General features: G+C 67.7%; 19 protein-coding genes. 6 read left to right on the top strand and 13 right to left on the bottom strand.

The genetic code is table 11. From position 1 onward, the window contains the following. The 8 genes from LDO13_RS14035 to LDO13_RS14000 all read right to left on the bottom strand — a co-directional run bounded on the left by LDO13_RS14035 (window position 1) and on the right by LDO13_RS14000 (window position 9,046). Entirely contained in the window at window positions 1–588 is a 588-nt protein-coding gene (locus LDO13_RS14035) for a dihydrofolate reductase (RefSeq protein ID WP_224047303.1), read from the bottom strand. Then, window positions 585–1,388, bottom strand: a complete 804-nt coding sequence (locus tag LDO13_RS14030) for a thymidylate synthase (protein ID WP_224047302.1) — start codon at window positions 1,386–1,388, stop codon at window positions 585–587. The genes LDO13_RS14035 and LDO13_RS14030 overlap by 4 nt, the downstream gene beginning before the upstream one ends. A gap of 33 nt (window positions 1,389–1,421) precedes the next feature. After that, window positions 1,422–1,826, bottom strand: a complete 405-nt coding sequence (locus LDO13_RS14025) for a GntR family transcriptional regulator (protein WP_224047301.1) — start codon at window positions 1,824–1,826, stop codon at window positions 1,422–1,424. Then, window positions 1,823–3,493 carry a hypothetical protein gene (locus LDO13_RS14020; RefSeq protein ID WP_224047300.1) on the bottom strand — a complete coding sequence of 557 codons (1,671 nt, stop codon included), beginning with the start codon at window positions 3,491–3,493 and terminating at the stop codon, window positions 1,823–1,825. Before LDO13_RS14020 ends, LDO13_RS14025 begins: the two co-directional genes overlap by 4 nt. A gap of 79 nt (window positions 3,494–3,572) precedes the next feature. Further along, window positions 3,573–4,550 carry an NUDIX hydrolase gene (locus LDO13_RS14015; protein WP_224047299.1) on the bottom strand — a complete coding sequence of 326 codons (978 nt, stop codon included), beginning with the start codon at window positions 4,548–4,550 and terminating at the stop codon, window positions 3,573–3,575. 11 nt (window positions 4,551–4,561) lie between these two features. Continuing rightward, complete coding sequence (locus LDO13_RS14010) at window positions 4,562–6,826, bottom strand: RNA degradosome polyphosphate kinase (RefSeq protein ID WP_224047298.1); 2,265 nt, start codon at window positions 6,824–6,826, stop codon at window positions 4,562–4,564. A 114-nt stretch (window positions 6,827–6,940) separates the two neighbouring features. Then, complete coding sequence (gene mshD, locus LDO13_RS14005) at window positions 6,941–7,924, bottom strand: mycothiol synthase (RefSeq protein ID WP_224047297.1); 984 nt, start codon at window positions 7,922–7,924, stop codon at window positions 6,941–6,943. A 423-nt stretch (window positions 7,925–8,347) separates the two neighbouring features. Continuing rightward, window positions 8,348–9,046 carry a response regulator transcription factor gene (locus LDO13_RS14000; protein ID WP_056425141.1) on the bottom strand — a complete coding sequence of 233 codons (699 nt, stop codon included), beginning with the start codon at window positions 9,044–9,046 and terminating at the stop codon, window positions 8,348–8,350. Between the two features lie 265 nt (window positions 9,047–9,311). On the opposite strand from LDO13_RS14000, the gene LDO13_RS13995 reads away from it, so the two are divergent. The 6 genes from LDO13_RS13995 (at window position 9,312) to LDO13_RS13970 (ending at window position 14,733) form a co-directional block, all read left to right on the top strand. Beyond that, window positions 9,312–10,046: a permease gene (locus LDO13_RS13995; protein WP_224047296.1), complete on the top strand. Its 735-nt coding sequence runs from the start codon at window positions 9,312–9,314 to the stop codon at window positions 10,044–10,046. A 183-nt stretch (window positions 10,047–10,229) separates the two neighbouring features. Continuing rightward, a complete protein-coding gene (locus LDO13_RS13990) occupies window positions 10,230–10,844 on the top strand; it encodes an FABP family protein (protein WP_224047295.1) in 615 nt (204 codons plus the stop codon). Between the two features lie 100 nt (window positions 10,845–10,944). Next, window positions 10,945–11,661, top strand: a complete 717-nt coding sequence (locus LDO13_RS13985; protein ID WP_224049793.1) for a flavodoxin family protein — start codon at window positions 10,945–10,947, stop codon at window positions 11,659–11,661. A gap of 22 nt (window positions 11,662–11,683) precedes the next feature. Beyond that, a complete protein-coding gene (locus LDO13_RS13980; RefSeq protein WP_224047294.1) occupies window positions 11,684–12,766 on the top strand; it encodes a folate-binding protein in 1,083 nt (360 codons plus the stop codon). Further along, on the top strand, window positions 12,763–13,161 hold the full coding sequence (locus LDO13_RS13975) for an ankyrin repeat domain-containing protein (protein WP_224047293.1): 399 nt from the start codon (window positions 12,763–12,765) through the stop codon (window positions 13,159–13,161). Before LDO13_RS13980 ends, LDO13_RS13975 begins: the two co-directional genes overlap by 4 nt. Before the next feature lie 45 nt (window positions 13,162–13,206). After that, window positions 13,207–14,733 (top strand): DHA2 family efflux MFS transporter permease subunit, encoded by a 1,527-nt coding sequence (locus tag LDO13_RS13970; RefSeq protein ID WP_224047292.1) that lies wholly within the window; start codon window positions 13,207–13,209, stop codon window positions 14,731–14,733. 29 nt (window positions 14,734–14,762) lie between these two features. On the opposite strand, the gene LDO13_RS13965 is transcribed toward LDO13_RS13970, so the two are convergent. The 5 genes from LDO13_RS13965 to LDO13_RS13945 form a co-directional block, all read right to left on the bottom strand. Then, window positions 14,763–15,473: a GNAT family N-acetyltransferase gene (locus tag LDO13_RS13965; protein ID WP_224047291.1), complete on the bottom strand. Its 711-nt coding sequence runs from the start codon at window positions 15,471–15,473 to the stop codon at window positions 14,763–14,765. A gap of 51 nt (window positions 15,474–15,524) precedes the next feature. Further along, complete coding sequence (locus LDO13_RS13960) at window positions 15,525–16,550, bottom strand: ATP-dependent 6-phosphofructokinase (protein ID WP_224047290.1); 1,026 nt, start codon at window positions 16,548–16,550, stop codon at window positions 15,525–15,527. Window positions 16,551–16,723: 173 nt separating this feature from the next. Further along, the gene (locus LDO13_RS13955) at window positions 16,724–16,978 is read right to left on the bottom strand and encodes a PspC domain-containing protein (RefSeq protein WP_224047289.1); all 255 of its coding nucleotides are present in this window, start codon (window positions 16,976–16,978) and stop codon (window positions 16,724–16,726) included. Window positions 16,979–16,981: 3 nt separating this feature from the next. After that, entirely contained in the window at window positions 16,982–17,278 is a 297-nt protein-coding gene (locus LDO13_RS13950) for a hypothetical protein (protein ID WP_224047288.1), read from the bottom strand. Between the two features lies 1 nt (window position 17,279). Next, window positions 17,280–18,923 carry a PspC domain-containing protein gene (locus tag LDO13_RS13945; protein WP_224047287.1) on the bottom strand — a complete coding sequence of 548 codons (1,644 nt, stop codon included), beginning with the start codon at window positions 18,921–18,923 and terminating at the stop codon, window positions 17,280–17,282. Window positions 18,924–19,024: the final 101 nt, after the last annotated feature.

Raw genomic sequence — 19,024 nt, 5'->3', positions numbered from 1 at the left:
TTAGCCCTCCGTCCGGCGCCACACGTTGATGCGGTAGCGGGTGCCGTTGCCGGCGGTTTCCCAGCCGTCGGCAGGCAGGCTTGCGCCCATGGTCCAGTCGTAGCCGAGTTCCGGGGCGAACGTGTCGCCCTCCGTTGCGGCGTCGATGGTGGTGATGACCGCGACGTTGGCGAGGTCCATGGACTGCGCGTAGATGTTGCCGCCGCCGATGATCCAGACCATGTCGTTCCCCGGTGCGAACTGGGACTCCAGGAGCGCGTCGTCCAGGGACCTGACCGCGGTGGCCCCTTCGGCCGCCGGTGTCTCGCCCCAGCCTTCCTGGCGGGTGATGACGATGTTCGTCCGTCCGGGCAGGGGGCGGTACTTGTCGGGAAAGGACTCCCAGGTCTTGCGGCCCATGATCACCGGGTGGCCGGCGGTGAGCCGGGTGAAGTGCGCCATGTCCTCGGGAAGGCGCCACGGCATGCCGCCGTCCTTGCCGATCACACCGGTGCTGGTTTGGGCCCAGACGACGCCGAGCCCGGTAAGGCCCCTCAGCGTGTCGGCGAAGTCGGCGGGCTGCCCGCCCTGGATCTTGTCGTTGCTCATACGGCTATCGGGGCCTTAATCGTCGGGTGGTGCTGGTAGCCGACCACCTCGAAGTCATCGAGGGTGTAATCGAAGATGGAGTCCGGCTTGCGGGTGATTTTGAGCTGCGGGTACTCGTAGGGGGCGCGGGCGAGCTGCTTGAGGACCTGGTCCATGTGGTTGTCGTAGATGTGGACGTCGCCGCCGGTCCAGACGAATTCGCCCGGTTCCAGTCCGGTCTGCTGGGCAATCATGCAGGTCAGCAAAGCGTAGGAGGCGATGTTGAACGGCACGCCCAGGAAGGTGTCGGCGGACCGCTGGTAGAGCTGGCAGGAGAGCTTCCCGTCGGCCACGTAGAACTGGAAGAACGCGTGGCAGGGCGGGAGGGCCATGTCCTTGAGTTCGGCGACGTTCCAGGCCGAGACGATGTGCCGGCGTGAATCGGGATTCGTCCTGAGGTTCTCGATGAGCTCGGCGATCTGGTCGATGTGGCCGCCGTCGGGAGTCGGCCAGGAGCGCCACTGGACGCCGTAGACCGGGCCGAGTTCACCCACGGCGTCAGCCCATTCGTTCCAGATGGTGACGCCCTGGTCCTGCATCCATTTCACGTTCGTGTCGCCGCGGAGGAACCAGAGCAGCTCTACGGCGACGGACTTGAAGTGCACGCGCTTCGTGGTGACCAGGGGGAAGCTTTTGCTGAGGTCGAAGCGCATCTGGCGGCCGAACACACTCAGGGTTCCCGTCCCGGTACGGTCCGATTTGTGCGTGCCGTGTTCCAGGACATCGCGCAGCAGGTCTTCATAAGGCGTTGGAATGCTCACCGTCCCAGTCTACTGAGAACTGGCATTCCCTCCTTATTTGTCTTGCTGGCTGAGCCTCGTCCGCAGGATTGCCAGCAACGCGGTGTCGTCGAATCCCGCTTGGCGGCCTTCCGCAATGTAGCGGTCGACGGCGGCGGTCACCTCGCCTGCGACAGCCTCCGGTGCCGGGGCTTCGGGCGGGATCCCCGCCGTCGGCGTCCCGGCGACCACCGTGCCGTTGCGGCGCCGGGTTTCGATCAGCCCCGACTGTTCGAGCTCCTTATAGGCCCGGGCGACGGTCCCGGCCGCGATGCCGAGGTCCGCTGCGAGGCTCCGTACCGTCGGCAGCCGGGTGCCCGGCGCCAGAGTTCCGAGCGCGATCAGTGAGGAGATCTGCGCCCGGATCTGTTCGTACGGCGGTGTGGCCGAACCCAGGTCCACTGTGATCCCTGCGCTCACGCGGAGATTTCCTTCCTTGGCAGGGGAGCCGGGGCGGGCCGGGCCAGGGCACGCACCGGGATGACAGCGATGACCGTGGCCGCTACGCCGAGCACCGCACCGGCTGTGATCGCCGGCCACCAGGATGACTCGGCCGGGTCGGTCCACCCGAACGCCGCCCGGCCCAGGACCGCCGCCCAGGCGTTGCTCTGGGTCAGCAGCAGGACAGCAGCCTGGGCGGTGAGGGCGGCCGCGAGGGTCCGCACCACCCGGTGGACGGTGATGGCGCGCAGGGCGGCGTCCAGTCCCGCCGGGGCATCGGGAATGCCCCGGCGGCGTTTGGCCGTGACGAGCGCCGGAAGGGCGGCCGCACAGACTCCGGCGGCGAGCAGTCCGGACGGAACCCAGGCCTGGCCCTCCGCCAGGCGGGCATTGCCCACCGCCGTGACAATCAGGACGATGAGGAAGACGAGCAGCGCCAGGACGGCAGTGGTCAGCAGGGCAGGACTCACCGGCTGCCGCGGCCAGCCGCGCGGGGCGTCCGGAGTGCCGTAATTGTGCTGCAGCAGGAGCTCCCCGGCGGTAATAACGAGCAGCACGGCGGCGGCCATCAAAGCCGCTACGCCGGCTAAACCGAATCCGGCAAAACCGTAGCCGGTGGCAACCGCGAGGGCCTGGGCGAAGAAGGCTCCGGCAAGCAGCGGCACTGCGGCCGCCGGGCCCAGCAGCGCCCCGAGTGAGGAGACGAGTCTGGCTGCCGGGTGCTGCCGCCCGGCGGCGATCCCTGCCTCGGGCCGGTTCCGCACGCCCAGCCCGGCGGCCGCGAGCCGCGGCGGCCGCCACCACCACATGACGAGGAGCACAACGGTTCCCGCGAGGCCGGCCGGATTTGTCCAGGATGTTGCGCCCTGGGCCGGATCGGGCCGGGCCGCGAAGTTGCCTGCGATCACCCCGAGGCCTGCGGCCACCGTGGCGACGGTCCGGAGCAAGCGGTTCATGGCGATGGTCCGCAGCACGGCGTTATCGGCGGCGTCGAGGGTCTCCAGCTGGCGGCGGCTGGCGATCAGCCACAGCACCAGCCACGTCCCGCCCGCCAATATCACCAGGGCGCCTCCGAGCCACCCGGCGACCTCCTGCCCGGGGATGCGGCCGTCACCGCCGCCGCTGAAGTAGCTGTCGCTGTCGGGGCTGTCGCCGGGGACCGTCGTGGTCGCCACGGCCGGGAATCCGGGAAGGGTGGCCGTCCGGGCGATGGCTGCGGCGGCGGTGAGGAAGATGGCTGCTGTGGTGAGGGCCAGCCTGCGGGGCAGGAAGTCCCCGATGTGGCGGACTGACAGGACGGCCTGCCGCCGCAAACGGCGAGGACCGGGGCAGGTGATCTGGCCCAGGGCGTGGACCGTCAGGCAGCCAAGGACGGACCACGTCAGTGCGGGGGCGATGGTCTCCGCGCTGGTCAGGGTGCCGCCGGCAGAATGATCCGCCGGGATGATGCCCAGGTTCATCGCCCCCTGGAGGGAGCTCGCCAGCCAGCCGATGACGCCCACCCACAGCGCGTGTTCCGACACCGAGGACGGCGTGGTCCCCGTGCGCGGTGGCCAGATTACCCAGCGCAGCACCACGTAGACGACCACGGCGGCGAGGAGCGGGCCAAGCAGCAGCAGCGGCGGCAAATTGAACTGGACCGGCATAAAATCCCCCAAAGATTCTGCAGCAATGTATCAAGTACTTGACACAAAGTATGGCCAGCGGGGTGCCGGGTCAAGGACCTCAGTCGTCGAAGGGCCTGAACCGCTCTACCGCGACCACCTTGTGCTTGCTGTGGTGCGCCACGTGGCACACGACAACCTCACCGGGAGCCAGGAAGGGATCGGCATCCGGCAGCAGGGCGCGCAACCGGGAACTCATGTGTTTGCCGAGCTGGGCGAACACCGTGGGAAGGGCGGGGCGGTGTGTGCATAGCGCCACGCCCCGCTGCTTGTCGAAGAGGGCCTCCACGGCGGCCGCCGTCTTGTGCGGATGGCGGCCGTGCCGGTGCTCCGTGAGTGCTTCGTTCAGCTTCACCTTCGCATCGGAGGCTTTGGCATAGGGGGCGATGGTGGCCACACACCGGACCCACGGGCTGGAGACAACGCGCTTGGGTTTCCACGCCTGCAGGAGCCGGCCCACCGCCTGGGCCTGCCGCATTCCGGTGGCGGCCAGGGGGCGGTCCCCTTCGGCTTTGGACCAGGAAGACCGCGGCTTGGCTTTGGCGTGGCGCACAATCACGAGCGGCCACGTTTTCAGTTCGCCGCGGGCGTGGGCGGCCGCCAAATGCTCCAGCGGGCCCACGTCGCTCGGGTTGCTCAAGAGGCGGGCCGCCTTCTCCGGCGAACACCACATGATGCTGTCCACTTCCTTGCCGTCCGGCAGGAGCGCCGCCCCGTCGACGTCGACGGCCCAGTAATGGACCACCTTCAGCCCGGCGGGGACGTGGTATTGGATGGAGGGCAGCGGGATGCCCAGCGGCACCCTCAACCCGATTTCCTCTTCGACCTCGCGGGCGGCGCACTCGGGCACCGTCTCGCCGGGGTCGATCTTGCCCTTGGGCCAGGACCAGTCGTCATACCGCGGGCGGTGGATCAGCAGGACCTCAAGGTCACCGTTGTCGCCCGCGGCGACGCGCCACGGCAGGGCGCCCGCAGCCACCACCGCAATTTCCTCGCCGGGATGGTCTGTCTGGTCGGCGACCAGCGAATCGCTACTCAATGCCAGAGCCCCTACCGCAGCCCGGACGAGCGCTGGCGCGAGCGGGAGTTGAGCAGCCAGGACTGGATGTCCGCGAGATCCTGCCCGTCGTCGGCGAGGTGGTGGCGGGTCCATTCCCCCTGGTTGTCGAGGTGCCAGCTGGCGGTGTCGGGATCCATGTAGCGGCGCAGCAGGTCCATGACGTAACTCGTGTCGTCCCCGCTGGTGAGCTGGACGAGGGCTTCCACGCGGCGGTCAAGGTTGCGGTGCATCATGTCCGCGGAACCGATGTAGACCACCGGGTCCCCGCCATTGGCGAAGGCGAAGACGCGGGAGTGCTCCAGGAAGCGGCCCAGCACGGAGCGGACCGTGATGTTCTCGCTGAGTCCGGGCACCCCCGGGCGCAGCGAGCAGATGCCGCGGACGATCACGTCCACGGGGACGCCGGCCTGCGACGCCCGGTACAGGGAATCGATGATGGCTTCGTCCACCATCGAATTCACCTTGATCTGGACCCGGGCGGCGAGCCCGGCCCTGGCGTTCCGGATTTCGGTTTCAATCCGGTCGATGAGTCCTGAACGCACCGACCGCGGGGCCACCAGGAGCCGCTTGAAAGTCGACTTCGGGGCGTAGCCGGAGAGCTGGTTGAAGAGCCGGGAGAGGTCCTCGCCCACCTGCTCATTGGCCGTGAGGAGGCCGAGGTCCTCGTAGTAGCGGGCCGTGCGCGGGTGGTAGTTACCGGTGCCGATGTGGCAGTAGCGGCGGAGGCCGTCCACTTCCTGGCGCACCACGAGGGAGAGCTTGCAGTGGGTTTTGAGGCCCACGATGCCGTAGACCACATGGACGCCGGCCTGCTCCAGCTTCCGTGCCCAGGAGATGTTGGCCTGCTCATCGAAGCGGGCCTTGATCTCGACGAGGGCCAGGACCTGCTTGCCGGCCTCGGCGGCGTCGATCAGGGCGTCGACGATCGGCGAGTCGCCCGAGGTGCGGTACAGCGTCTGCTTGATGGCCTGGACCTTCGGGTCCGATGCCGCCTGTTCCAGGAACGCCTGCACCGATGTGGAGAAGGAGTCATAGGGGTGGTGCAGCAGGATGTCCCGCCGCCGCATCGCGGCAAAAACGTTGGCCGCCTTGGACGTTTCCGATTCGTTGAGGTGCCGGGAGGTGTGCGGGACATGCTTGGGGTAGTGCAGGTCCGCACGGTCGATTCCGGCGATGACCGAGAGGCCGCGGAGATCCAGCGGGGCCGGGACGGAATAGACCTCGGATTCCTCGACGCCCAGTTCCCGGATCAGCAGCGCCCGGATATTCGGGTTGATGTCGTTCGTGACTTCGAGCCGGACCGGCGGGCCGAAACGGCGGCGCAGCAGTTCCTTCTCGAGAGCCTGCAGCAGGTTTTCGGCGTCGTCCTCTTCGACTTCGACGTCCTCGTTGCGGGTGACGCGGAAGGTGTGGTGCTCCAGCACCTCCATCCCGGCGAAGAGCTGGTCCAGGTGGACTGCGATGACTTCCTCGAGGGCGATGAAGCGAGCCACCCGGCCGGGCACCGAGCCGGCGCGCGGGCCGTCAATCGAGATCAGCCGGGGGAGCTGGTCCGGGACCTTGAGGCGGGCGAAGAGTTCCTTGTCGCTGACCGGGTTGCGGACGACGACGGCGAGGTTCAGTGAAAGACCGGAAATGTACGGGAAGGGGTGGGCCGGGTCCACTGCCAGCGGCGTCAGGATCGGAAAGACCTTCTCGGCGAACATAGCGCTGAGCTGGTCCTTGGCCTGGGAATCGAGTTCCTCCCAGCGCATGAGATGGATGTGCTCGTAGGCCAGCGCCGGACGGATCTGCTCGGCGTAGACGCGGGCGTGGCGCTGCTGCAGGCGGTGGGCCTCCTCGCCGATCTGCTCCAGGACCTGCACCGGGCTGAGGCCGGCAGGGGAGGGGACGGCCAGTCCGGTGGCAATCCGGCGCTTGAGCCCTGCCACGCGGACCATAAAGAACTCGTCCAGGTTGGACGCGAAGATGGACAGGAAGCTGACGCGTTCCAGTAGGTGCAGGTTCGGGTCCTCGGCCAGTTCCAGCACGCGGGCATTAAACGCGAGCCAGCTCAGTTCGCGGTCCAGGAAGCGGTCCGGGCTGAAGTCGCCCTCCGGCTCCAGGTTCGGCGCGAATTCCGGAATGTCGATCCGGTCCTGGGTCGCGCGTGAGGCAGGCACTTCGGAGGAGCCGAACCGGGCACGCGCGGGTCGGACTTTTTTGTTCGACGTGGCGCCCTCAGACGTGGCTGTCCGGGCAGATTCCGGTTGCATGGTCTCTCCTAATGCTGGCGCGATTTAGCTTCAACCTTACAAGCAATCAGCCTGCGAACAGCTTTCGAAGAGTGCAGATTTCCCGCAGTGGACACCAGATGTCTGCCGATTGGATTAACGCCCTTCCAATGGGGCATACATGACGTCGACGTCCCAGCGGGTGAAGCCCAGCCGCCGGTACAGCGACACCGCCGGAATGTTGTCCGCATCGACGTAGAGCATGACCGCGTGCAGGCCCAGATGCTGCAGGTGCCGGATGCCGGCGACGGTCAGTGCTTTCCCCAGGCCCGTGCCCTGGGCCTCGGGGGCTACGCCCACCACGTACACCTCGCCGATCGCCGGGTGGTCGCCGTGCCGGGGGTGCACCTTGGTCCAGTGGAAGCCGAGGATCCGGTCCGAGGCATCGACGGCGAGCAGGAAACCGGCGGGATCGAACCACGGCTCGGCCATCCTGGCGTCCAGGTCGGCGCGGGTCATGTTCCCCTGCTCCGTGTGGTGCGCGAAGGCTGCCTTGTTCGCAGCAAGCCAGGCGTCCTCGTCCCGGCCCGGGGCGAAAGCACGCAGCGCCACGCCGTCCGGCAACGGCACATCAGGCAGTTCCGCCGCCGCGCTGGTGAGCCGCATCTTCCACAGTTCGCGGACGGGGCCGTAGCCGTAGCGCGCGGCGAGGTCGGCGGCGGCCTCGTGGTTGCCGTGGGACCAGGCCTTGAGGCCGGCAAAGCCGCGGGTCTTCTTGAGCTCGCCGACCAGCCGGTCCGCCACGCCCTGGTTGCGGTAGCTGGGATGGACAGCAATTTCGAGCACTCCCGTGCCGTCCGCTTCCTCGATGACGACGGCGACGCCGGCCAGGTCCTCCGCCGTCGCCGGGTCGGATTCCTCATCGGGGCAGTACAGGGCGAGCGTCAGCACGGTAGTTGTCCCGGCGGCCGCGCCGGCGTTTGCGGCGCGCAGCGTCACCAGCGTCTGTTCGGACAACGGCGGATTGCCGTCGGATTCCTCCGCGGCAGCCGCGAGGGCCTTGACGTCCTTCAGGAGCTGCGCGTCGGCAACTCCCTTGGCGGCGAGCACGGGCCAGTTCTCAGGATGCGCAGGACTCATGCTGCAAGGCTATACGGTGCCGCCGGGGCAGGGCCGATTTTGTTGTTCCGGAACAGTTACGTATAGTCGTTAACTCATCCGGCTGTTCGGTGAGGGACTTCGTTTCCCGGACCCGCCAGTTCAGATGTGAGGGGGATCCACCACTGGGGTGGCCTCGATACGTTCGACCCGTATGTCCTCCACTGAATACCGAAAAGCCCCGGACCATGGTCCGGGGCTTTTTCGTGTTCCCGCGGGCTCTGCCCAAAGGCTGAGCTTCCGGACCCGGTGGCTATTGGTCTCACCCTGCGGATGCGGTCCGGGGGCACTTTGACACGGACACGCCGCGGACACCGGAGCCAAGGGACCGGAATCGTGCCCAAAGGCGCCCCGGATGGCGAACGGCGGGGTTCGGAGGGGGCGGGGCAGCCGGCACTTGTTCGCCTAGGCCTCGGTGAGTTCTTCTTCCGGATGCCGGACCAGGGTCAGGCGGTAGCCGACGTTGCGGACCGTGCTGATCAGGTTCTCGTGGTCGGCGCCGAGCTTTGCCCGGAGGCGCCGGACGTGGACGTCCACGGTGCGGGTGCCGCCGTAGTAGTCGTAGCCCCAGACTTCGGTCAGCAGCTGCTGGCGGGTGAAGACCCTGCCCGGGTGCTGAGCCAGGTACTTGAGCAGTTCAAATTCCTTGAAAGTCAGGTTCAACGGTGCGCCGTTGACCCGGGCGGTGTAGCTGGCCTCGTCGATGACGACGCCGGCGGCACGGATCTCGGTCGGCGCATCGTCCTGTTCCGGCACGGCCCGGGCGACACCAAGGCGGATTCGGGCCTCCACCTCGGCCGGCCCGGCGGACTCGAGCAGGATGTCGTCCACGGCCCACGCTGAGGACACCGCGGCCATGCCGCCCTCGGTCAGGATGAGCATGAGGGGAGCGCTCAGGCCCGTGGCCTTGAGCAGTTGGGTCAGGGATCGTGCGCCGACGAGGTCTTTGCGGGCGTCGAGCAGGACGATGTCGCAGGGGTCGGTCTCCAGCAGCGCAGTCGGCTCCGCGGGGAGAATATGGACCCGGTGGTTCAGTAGTTCCAGAGCAGGCAGGACGTCCACCGATGAGCCGGTGCTGTTAGTCAGTAGCAGGATGTGCGACATGTTTCCTCCAAGGGGTGTCCGCGCATCTTTGGGCGTCTGTAGCTGAGACTGAGTATACCTAACGGCCCCTTCCCGGACATGGTTCCGTCACCTCCGGCCAGTCCTTTTGCGACACAAAACGGTCACATAGGGCAGGATTGATCCGTCGGGGCCAGCAGCCCCCCGAGGTTGATCAGGTCGAATGGGGGTCCGCAGTGAGCGAAGGTACGACGATGACCGGTGTACGGATGACGGAAAAGAAGATGTCGGGTAGGTCGGGTAAACAGTGAAGTCTTGGACCATCGGCGTCGTTGGCCTGGCCGCACTCGCCGCGATTGTGGGCGCGTCGTACGCCTCGCCGGAGGCACTCTTGGCGGTGGGGGTCCTCACCGCCGCCGGCGTGGGGATCGGCTGGCCGCACTTCCTGGGCATCCCCGCCAGGAAGACCCTGGCCGTCCTGATTGGCCTGCCCGGCGTGGGCGCCGCGGTTGCTGCCGCCTACCTCCCCGCCCCGGGCTTCCTGGACTGGACGCCGTCGTTCATGGCCGCGGGCGTGATGGCGGTCTTCGTTATGCAGCTGATCCGCGGCACGGGACAGGCGCAACGCCTGGAATCCACCCTCGGCTCCTGCGCCGGCGTTCTGTTGTCCTGCCTGGGCGCCGGCTGGATCGCGTGCTTCCGCTTCAACGGCGTCCGCGAAATGCTCCTGGTCGCGGCGATCAGCGCTGCGATCGCCCTGATGGCGGGCCTGATCCGCTGGCCGGACCGGGTGGTGGCGCCCCTGGGCGTCGTCGGCGCAGGGCTGGCCGGACCGCTCGCGGGCCTTGTATTCTCCGACATCGCCGTGCTGCCCGCCGCGATCGTTGGTGTCGTGGTGGGGGCCGTGCTGGTGAGCTTCCGCCGGCTGGTGATCCTCCGCGGCGAGTCCTTGAGCTTTGCGGCGGCCCTCGGAATGGGGCTGGGCCCGGTCGCCGCCGTCGGTTCGCTGGCTTACTTCATAGACAAACTCCTCATCTACTAAAGCGTTAGGATGGCATCATGTCCGTACTTGCATTTGAAATTTTCTTCCTTGTCCTCCTCGGCGTTGCCAGCCTGGCCATGGCCTGGTTTGCGGGCTTTGTTGTGTACCGGCTCTTCAAAGGCCAGAAGTAACAGCCAAAAGTAAACGCCCCGAAAAGTCCCGTCGTTTCCAGAGGTAGCTGCTGTGCCGATTGAAATACCTACAGACCTGACCCCCGAAATCGTTCCGCTGTCCTGGCTCATTGGTGAGTGGGAGGGCCGAGGCCGGCTGGGGGCCGGGGAAGAGGATTCCGAGCACTTCGTCCAACACGTGTCCTTCACGCACAACGGACTGCCGTACCTGCAGTACCGTGCCGAGAGCTGGCTGACCGATGACGAGGGCACCAGGCTTCGTCCGTTGACCGTCGAAACCGGTTTTTGGGCCTTGGAGCGCAAGCAGCGCGAGGAAGACGGCGGCCCGGGACTTATCCCGGCTGACATCGTTCCCGTGCTCAAGAGTGCCGACGAGGTCGAAGCCCTGCGCAACGAGGACGGCGGCTTCGACATCTCGGTTTCGATCTCCCACCCAGGCGGGATCTCCGAGCTGTACTACGGGCAGATCAAAGGCCCGCAGATCCAGCTCAGCACCGACATGGTGATGCGCGGCAGCCACTCCAAGGAGTACACAGCGGCCACCAGGATCTTCGGGCTGGTGGACGGCAACCTGCTCTGGCGCTGGGACGTGGCCACGGGCAAGGGCACTGCGGGGGGCAGCGGCCTGGAGGCGCACGCGTCTGCGATCCTCCATAAGGCAGGCTGACCAGCGGCTCGCCGCCGGCACCCGCCGGGTTTGAGGTCTCACTGATTTTCCGTTGTCCGTAGCGACCGCAGGGAGCACCAAAGTGAATGCCACACCCGCCATGCCTGACACGTCTGCCGATTTCAGCGACCTCAAGGTCGTCTATTTCAACGGCACCCTCAAGAAGTCCCCGGAGACCTCCAATACGCAGGGGCTGATCGACGTCAGCCGCCGGATCATGGAGAAACACGGTGTCACCACACGGGTCATCCGGACTGTGGACCACGACATCGCCAGCGGCGTCTACCCGGATATGCGCGAGCACGGCTGGGCCACCGATGAATGGCCCGAGCTGTATCCGGCCGTCCGGGACGCGGACATCGTCGTCGTGGCCGGACCCATCTGGCTGGGTGACAACTCCTCGCAGACCAAGAAGCTGATTGAGCGCCTTTACGCGCACTCCGGCGAGCTCAACGACAAGGGCCAATGGGCGTTTTATCCCAAAGTGGGCGGCTGCCTGATCACCGGCAACGAGGACGGGATCAAGCATTGCGCCATGAACGTCCTCTACAGCCTCCAGCACATTGGATTCACCATCCCGCCGCAGGCCGATGCCGGCTGGATCGGCGCCGTGGGCCCGGGTCCCAGCTACCTCGATGAAGGCTCGGGCGGTCCCGAAAGCGACTTCACCAACCGCAACACCACCTTCATGACGTGGAACCTGCTGCATCTGGCCCGGATGCTCAAGGATGCGGGCGGCATTCCCGCCTACGGAAACCTGCCCGCGGCCTGGAAAGCCGGCAACAGGTTTGACTTCGAAAATCCGGAATACCGCTAGCCGCTGAGGACTTCTACTACATATGACTACCAAAAGCCCACTGCTGGCGCGCCCTGGCGCCGTCGAAGCCAGCGGCGCTGACGCCGGCGTCGCGTCCCACTATGGCGAACCGCTGCGCGAACAGCGGGCGCTGGCCGGCGGCACCGCCGTCGTGGACCTATCCCACCGAGGCGTCGTCACCGTAACCGGGCCGGACCGGCTGAGCTGGCTCAACACCCTCTCCTCCCAGCAGCTCACCAACCTGGCGCCCGGGCAGTCGAGCGAACTGCTGCTGCTGAGCGTCCAGGGCCGGATCGAATTCGACGCGCGGGTAGTGGACGACGGCGCGGCGACCTGGCTGATCGTCGAGGCGGCAGAAGCCGGCCCGCTGGCCGAGTGGCTCAACAAGATGAAGTTCATGCTCCGCGTCGAGATTGCGGACGTGTCGGCGGAGTGGGCCGTGCTGGGATCCACCCGCCAGGTGCCGGAATGGGCGTCGCTGCTGGTCTGGGAAGACCCCTGGCCGCATGTCGGCGCCGGCGGCTACTCCTACGCCGTCGTGGGGGAGGACGCCCACCCCGGGCTGGAACGCCCTTGGTTCGAGTATCTCGTCCCGGCTGCCGAGCTGGAAACCACTGTCGGTGAGCGCTCGCTCGCCGGTGTCTGGGCAGCCGAAGCGTTGCGCGTCGCAGCGTGGCGGCCGCGCTGGGGCGCCGAAACCGACGACAAGACCATCCCGCACGAACTCGACCTGCTCCGCACCGCGGTGCACCTGAACAAGGGCTGCTACAAGGGCCAGGAAACCGTGGCCCGGGTCCACAACCTGGGCCACCCGCCGCGCCGGCTGGTGTTCCTGCAGCTCGACGGCTCGCAGCACACCATGCCCGCCGTGGGCAGCGAAGTCCGTTCCGGTGACCGCAAGGTGGGCACGGTGACGTCGGTGGCGCAGCACTACGAAATGGGGCCGGTGGCCCTGGCCGTGGTCAAACGCTCCGTTGCGCCGGAGGAAGTATTGACCGTCCTCGACGGCGAGGAGCCCTACACCGCCGCGCAGGAGGTCATCGTGGCCCCCGACGCCGGCCAGGTTGTGGGGCGCCAGACCGGCTTCCTGAGGGGGACCCGGTGACGGCCGGCAACCCTGGAGCGCCCGACGCGGAAACCCTGGCGCTGGCCCACGCCCTCTTCGACGCGGCCCGGGAAGGCAACACCGCGCTGCTCGCCGGCTACCTGGCCGCCGGTGCTCCGGCGGCCATGACGAACGCGGCCGGGGATTCCCTGCTGATGCTCGCGGCCTATCACGGCCACGTCGATACCGTGCGGCTGATCCTGGCACATGGCGGCGACGCGAACACTGCCAACGACCGCGGCCAGACGCCGCTCGCCGGAGCCGTTTTCAAGGGCTACCCGGATGTTGTGCGGGTGCTGGTCGACGCCGGTGCCGACCCCGACGCCGGCACGCCCTCCGCCCGGGCGGCCGCGCAGATGTTCGAGCGGCAGGACATCCTGGCCCTGCTGGGCTGATTCGCCCTCCCCACCCCCGGCTCCCTTCAGCCTTTAAGGAAATCCATGGAAATCGTCGCCAGGCCGTGGCCGGCACTCTGGTCCCTAGTAATCGGGTTCTTTATGATCCTGATCGACACCACCATCGTCTCGGTGGCCAACCCCAGCATCATGGAGGGCCTCAACGCCGACATCAATTCGGTGATCTGGGTGACCAGCGCCTACCTGCTCGCCTACGCTGTGCCGCTGCTGATCACCGGCCGGCTGGGCGACCGCTTCGGCCCGAAGAAGCTTTACCTTGCGGGGCTGGTCGTGTTCACGCTGGCCTCCCTCTGGTGCGGGCTCTCCGGCGACGTGCAGATGCTGATCGTGGCCCGAGTATTCCAGGGCTTCGGCGCCGCGCTCATGACACCCCAGACCATGGCCGTGATCACGCGGATCTTCGCGCCGGACCGGCGCGGGGCGGCGATGGGGATCTGGGGCGCCACCGCCGGCGTCGCCACCCTGGTGGGACCAATACTCGGCGGCGTCCTCGTCGACGGCCTCGGCTGGGAGTGGATCTTCTTCATCAACGTCCCGGTGGGAATCATCGGGTTCGTCCTGGCGCTTCGGTACGTGCCGGCCCTGAGCACCCACCCGCACAAGTTCGACATCCCCGGCGTGCTGCTCAGCGCCGTCGGGCTGTTCCTGCTGGTGTTCGGCATCCAGGAAGGCGAGACCTACGACTGGGGCACCATCGCCGGGCCCATCACCGTGTGGGGGCTCATCATCTCCGGGATCGCTGTGCTTGTGGTGTTCGTCGTGTGGCAGAAGATGAACAAGGGCGAACCCCTGCTGCCGCTGTCCCTGTTCAAGGACCGCAACTTTTCCCTGGCGAACATCGGCATCACCACCGTCGGGTTCACGGTGACGGCCTTCACCCTGCCACTGATCTTCTACTTCCAGATGGTCCGGGGGCTGACGCCCACCCAGTCGGCGCTGATGATGGTGCCAATGGCGCTGATCTCCGGCGGACTGGCACCGCTGGTGGGCAAAATCATCGACCGGGTCAACCCGAAGTTCATTGCCACAACGGGCCTGGTCCTGATGTCCGTGGCGCTGTTCTGGAATGCCCTCCTCATGCACCCGGACACGCCGATCTGGCTGTTCCTGCTCCCCAGCGCCGTGCTGGGCTTCGCCAACGCCGGCATCTGGGCGCCGCTGAGCTCCACCGTCACGCGCAACCTGCCGCCGCGGCAGGCCGGCGCGGGCTCGGGTGTCTACAACACGACCCGCCAGATCGGGGCCGTCCTGGGCAGCTCCGCGATAGCGGTACTGATCCAGGCCCGCCTCGCAGCCGAACTCCCCGCAGCTCCGGGAGGCTCCGGGGAAGCCGCGCCGATGTCGTTCGCCGGTGCCTTGCCGGACGCCCTGCACGAGGGTTTCTCGACGGCGATGGGCCAGTCCATCCTGCTGCCCGCCGCGGTCATCCTGATTGGCGCGGCGGCGGCGCTGTTCTTCGCCAAACCCCAGCCGGTGCAGGGCTGGGGCACACCCGGCTCCGTGCAGGCAACGTCAGCCGGCGCCAAGGGTGACGAGGTGCGCTCCCGCTGAGGAGCGGGCGTACCCGGCAGGCTCCCGGATCAACCCAGCAGCACGCTGGTCTGGATGCCGCCGGCGGTGAAGCCAAGGCTCCGGGCGATCGCCAGGGAGCCCTGGTTGCTGACATCGGAGCGCCACTGCAGCGTCAGGCCCGAGGCGAGCGCCTCATGGGCAGCAATCGAGGCTGCCAGTGAGCCCAGCCCCCGCCGGCGCCACTCGGGGGCGACCAGCACCCCCATCTGGGCCAGGATCCCTTCCCATTCGGTGTAGGCGCCGCACGCGACGGGGGTCCTGCGGCCCTCCTCCACATGCATGATCGTGAAACGGTGCTCGAGGTCCGAGAGGCCCACCTCGTTCACGTCATCGGGCGGGCACGCGGCTTCCAGTTCGACGGCCTCCGGGTTGCCGTGCGAGACGGTCAGATCCTCCGAGGGCTGCTGCAGCGGCAGGTCGTCCGCGAAGAACAGCGCGGCGGCGCCGAGCCCGTGGCCGCCATGGTCCCGGGTGATGGTCAACAGCGTGACGTGCTGCGCGAGCTCCCCGTCGGACAGCCCGGCGGCGGCGTCCAGCGCCCATTGCGGGCCCACCAGGACGGAGTTGCCGAACAGCCGGATGAACTGCACGGCGCGCGCTTCCTCGTCTGCACGGGTGATGCGTTCGCCCGCAGCGGCCGCGAAAGCGCCGTCGTCGATCCCCAGTCGGCGGGCCCACGCGAGCTGGATGATGTCGACCGAACCGGGCTCAAGTGTCATGGTTCCACCCTACCCACCGGGGTGTCGGGCCCGGTGCCGAGGACCAGAGGCTCAGCCGAAGAGGACGGCAGCCTCGTCATAGCGGTATTTCGGGACGGTCTTGAGGTTGCCGAGCGCGGCGTCGAAGCCCACGTGGACAATGTCCGTGCCGTTCAGGGACACCATGGTGCCCCAGCGCCCTTCGACCACCGAGTCGATGGCGGCCATGCCCAGGCGGGTCGCCAGCACGCGGTCGAACGCGGTGGGAACCCCGCCGCGCTGGATGTGGCCCAGGACGGTGGCCCGGGTTTCGATGCCCGTCATGGCTTCCAGATCCGGGGCCAGCCGCTCGGAGATCCCGCCGAGCCGGGGGCGGCCGAACGTGTCCAGCCCGCGTTCGGAGTGCGGCGTTTCCTGGCCGTCCGGGACGAAGCCCTCCGCGACGACGACCAGCGGCGCGCGTCCGCGGTCGCGGGCCGAGACGACCCACTCGGCGATCTGCTCCATCGAGGCTTTCTGCTCGGGGATCAGGATGGCGTGGGCGCCCGCGGCCATTCCGGCGTGCAGGGCGATCCAGCCCACGTGGCGGCCCATCACCTCGGCGATCATGCAGCGGTGGTGGGACTCACCGGTGGTGCGCAGGCGGTCGATTGCCTCGGTGGCGATCTCGACGGCGGTGTCGAAGCCGAACGTGTAGTCAGTCGCATCGAGGTCGTTGTCGACGGTCTTGGGGACGCCGACGATCTTCAGGCCGGCGTCGGTGAGCCGCTTGGCTGCCGCCAGGGTGCCTTCGCCGCCAATGGCGATGATGGCGTCGATGCCGAGCCGGTCCATATTGGCCTTGATGACCTCGGGCCCGCCGTTGTTCTCGAACGGGTTGGTGCGGGACGTGCCCAGGATGGTCCCGCCCTGCTTTGCGATGCCGCGGACCATGGTGCGGGGGATGTCGATGGTGTCGCCCTCGACGACTCCGCGCCAGCCGTCCAGGAATCCCACGAATTCGTGGCCATGGACGGCGATGCCCTTGAGGACGGCGCCACGGATGACGGCGTTCAGTCCGGGGCAGTCTCCGCCGCTGGTGAGGATTCCAATTTTCATGTCTCGGCTCAAATCCTGGTTCGAAGGTGTACAGGCAGAGCGCCACGCTGAGCTCACCTAGAGTCTAGTGGTGAGTGTGGGGCAGGACACAAAAGGTTACAGGGCGACAGGTTGCAGAAAGTGACGTGCCCCTGCCGGGCGGCAGGGGCACGTCACTTACAGGCGGGAGGGGTTCAGGGCCGGGTTGAGCGCTTCGCCAGGAAGGACTCAAGGACGATGGCGTTCCGCTGGTCCGGAAGGAGCAACCAGGCGATGAGGTAGAGGACGAAAGCAGGTCCGGGAAGCAGCGCGAACAGCAGGAAAGCGATCCGGACGAACGCAACATCCACGTTCAGCTTGGCCGCGATCCCGCCGCAGACGCCGCCCAACCAGCGCTGCGGACCGCGTTTCAGGCCAAGGCCCCTGACGGTGCTAAAGAATTTTTCCATGGTTCAAGACTTCCCTGTCGATGCTTCTTTGTCACGTCCCCGGGCCGAGAGCAGCCCGCCGATCACAAGAGCCGCCCCGGCGCCAATCATCAGGCCGATCGCCACGTATGTCCCGTTGAGGGCCACGATGCCGAGCTGGGAAATGATGATGAGCGCGGCGAGGGCCACCACGATCAGCCCCCAGACGATGGTGCCCACGCGGGCCGGGGAATCCGCCGGCGGCTCCGTTCCTTCGAGCGGCGGGGGAGTGGCCGGGCCGCTGCCTTCCTGGCTGCCCGTCGGTGCGTCGTAGCTGCTCATGTCAGTTCCCTTCCTTGATGGTGACGTTGCTGAAGGTGCCGTTGACAGTCACGATCAGCGTCGCTCCCGGCTTGCCGGTGTTGTAGTTGCTTTGCTGGGTGGTCATGCCGCCGTGGCTCTGGCTGCCCTCGTTGAGGTTTCCCATGGTCATGTCGGCGCGGACTTCCACCGGAACGGTGTCCGGAATGATCACCGTAAGGTTGCTCGCGGTGGCGTCGATGGGGACCACGAGATCGGTGCCCAGCGGCGGGTTGAGCGCAACCCTCGTCAAGTCCACGGTCCCGGTTCCGGCCGTGATGTCGAAACCACCCTGGGCCTGTTCGATGCTCACCGGTGACCAGTCGGCGTTCTGCGGGCGGAAGCGGTCACCGTTGGGGAGAACATTGAAGATTCCGCCGACAATCAGGGCGACCGCGGCGAAGAACCCGAGGATGCCCGAAGTGCGGCCACGGAGGCCGGCAATGAGAATGCCCAGGCCCAGGACCGCCGCGGCACTGGCCCAGACGACGGCGTTGCTGGACGTGCCGAGATCGATAACGTTCGCGACGTCGAGGGCTTTGATGCCGCCGCCCACCAGCAGGGCCAGGCCGGCGGTGACCGCAACGGCGGGGGCGCCGGGGCCGTAGTTTCGTGGTTTGGCCGGCGGGACCGGGCCGCCGCCCGGCACCGGCCGGTAGCCGCTCCCGGGAGGAGGAACAGGACCCGACGGCGGGGGCGTGCCCCAGCCGGGGGCGGGGACTGATGACTCGCCGTAGCGGGGCAGGGCATCCGACGAGCCGTAGCCCGTGGTGGCGAAGGGCGCCGCCGGTGTTGAAAGTGTTGAAGGTGTTGTCGGGCTCGGCGGGTAGGCCGGGCTTGCCGGGCCGCCGGGCTGCGGACTCGAGGACATAAGAGTGGCTCCGTTCCGGGACTTGTTGCGCTGGGTCAGGTAGTAGATGAGGTAGATGACGCCACCCACCCAGAAGACCGTCCAGATGAAGCCGCCGAAGCCGTAGCGGTCCCAGCCCCAGACGCCGGCGCCCAGGCTGGGGAAGCCGATCACCGCGGTGATCAGGGCCCCGGTCATCCCGGACGACCAGCGGCCGGCTGCGGCCTCCTGGACGTGGATACGGCCGTCGGGTTCGGGCAGGAGCGCCCAGGCGACGCCGTAGAGGAGGACGCCGACGCCCGCGAAGACCGTCAGGACGATCAGGATGCCGCGGACAATAAGCGGGTCGACGCCGAAGCGCTCGGCGATGCCGCTGGCGACGCCGCCCACCCAGCGCTCGCGGCCGCGGTGGATGCCCTGGCTGCGGATCCAGTCGAAGAAATTCAGCGGCTCACTCCCCGCCGGCGGGGGCGTCGCGCCAAAGGCCGCGCCGTAGTAGGGCGGGGGCGGCGGAGGCGGCGTCCCGGCGCCATCCCCGGCGCCAGCGCCGGTCGAAAAATCCAGCGGCAGGGTGGCGGAAGCATCAACCGGAGCAGTGGGGGAGCTGTCGGCGGCGGGCAGCTGGTCCGCGCCGGACCGTTCCACCGTCGGCCCCGACGGTTGTCCGGCGGGTTGCCCGGCAGGTTGTCCGGCAGTGCGGCCTGAAGAGTCGTCGCCTTCGGAGTTGTGGCCTCCAGAGTTGTGGCCATCGGCGGGGTGGTCAGTGTGCGGGTTCATACTTCGATCCTTCCGCCTGGCGCCAATCCGCTCTACTGGGGAACACCCTGAACTGTCCCTGAGACACCCCCGGTTAGGGCCGGAAACGGGTCCGGGGAACC

This window comes from Arthrobacter sp. NicSoilB4, from assembly GCF_019977335.1.
GTDB lineage: Bacteria > Actinomycetota > Actinomycetes > Actinomycetales > Micrococcaceae > Arthrobacter.
Note: the sequence above shows the minus strand (reverse complement) of the source record. Positions and strands in the feature narration are given on the sequence as shown.

Bases quoted from the DNA above. Each gene is read 5' to 3' on its own strand.
- LDO13_RS14035 (WP_224047303.1), bottom strand. From the start codon at position 588: ATGAGCAACGACAAGATCCAGGGCGGGCAGCCCGCCGACTTCGCCGAC.
- LDO13_RS14020 (WP_224047300.1), bottom strand. From the start codon at position 3,493: ATGCCGGTCCAGTTCAATTTGCCGCCGCTGCTGCTGCTTGGCCCGCTC.
- LDO13_RS14010 (WP_224047298.1), bottom strand. From the start codon at position 6,826: ATGCAACCGGAATCTGCCCGGACAGCCACGTCTGAGGGCGCCACGTCG.
- mshD (WP_224047297.1), bottom strand. From the start codon at position 7,924: ATGAGTCCTGCGCATCCTGAGAACTGGCCCGTGCTCGCCGCCAAGGGA.
- LDO13_RS14000 (WP_056425141.1), bottom strand. From the start codon at position 9,046: ATGTCGCACATCCTGCTACTGACTAACAGCACCGGCTCATCGGTGGAC.
- LDO13_RS13985 (WP_224049793.1), top strand. From the start codon at position 10,945: ATGCCTGACACGTCTGCCGATTTCAGCGACCTCAAGGTCGTCTATTTC.
- LDO13_RS13980 (WP_224047294.1), top strand. From the start codon at position 11,684: ATGACTACCAAAAGCCCACTGCTGGCGCGCCCTGGCGCCGTCGAAGCC.
- LDO13_RS13970 (WP_224047292.1), top strand. From the start codon at position 13,207: ATGGAAATCGTCGCCAGGCCGTGGCCGGCACTCTGGTCCCTAGTAATC.
- LDO13_RS13965 (WP_224047291.1), bottom strand. From the start codon at position 15,473: ATGACACTTGAGCCCGGTTCGGTCGACATCATCCAGCTCGCGTGGGCC.
- LDO13_RS13960 (WP_224047290.1), bottom strand. From the start codon at position 16,550: ATGAAAATTGGAATCCTCACCAGCGGCGGAGACTGCCCCGGACTGAAC.
- LDO13_RS13955 (WP_224047289.1), bottom strand. From the start codon at position 16,978: ATGGAAAAATTCTTTAGCACCGTCAGGGGCCTTGGCCTGAAACGCGGT.
- LDO13_RS13950 (WP_224047288.1), bottom strand. From the start codon at position 17,278: ATGAGCAGCTACGACGCACCGACGGGCAGCCAGGAAGGCAGCGGCCCG.
- LDO13_RS13945 (WP_224047287.1), bottom strand. From the start codon at position 18,923: ATGAACCCGCACACTGACCACCCCGCCGATGGCCACAACTCTGGAGGC.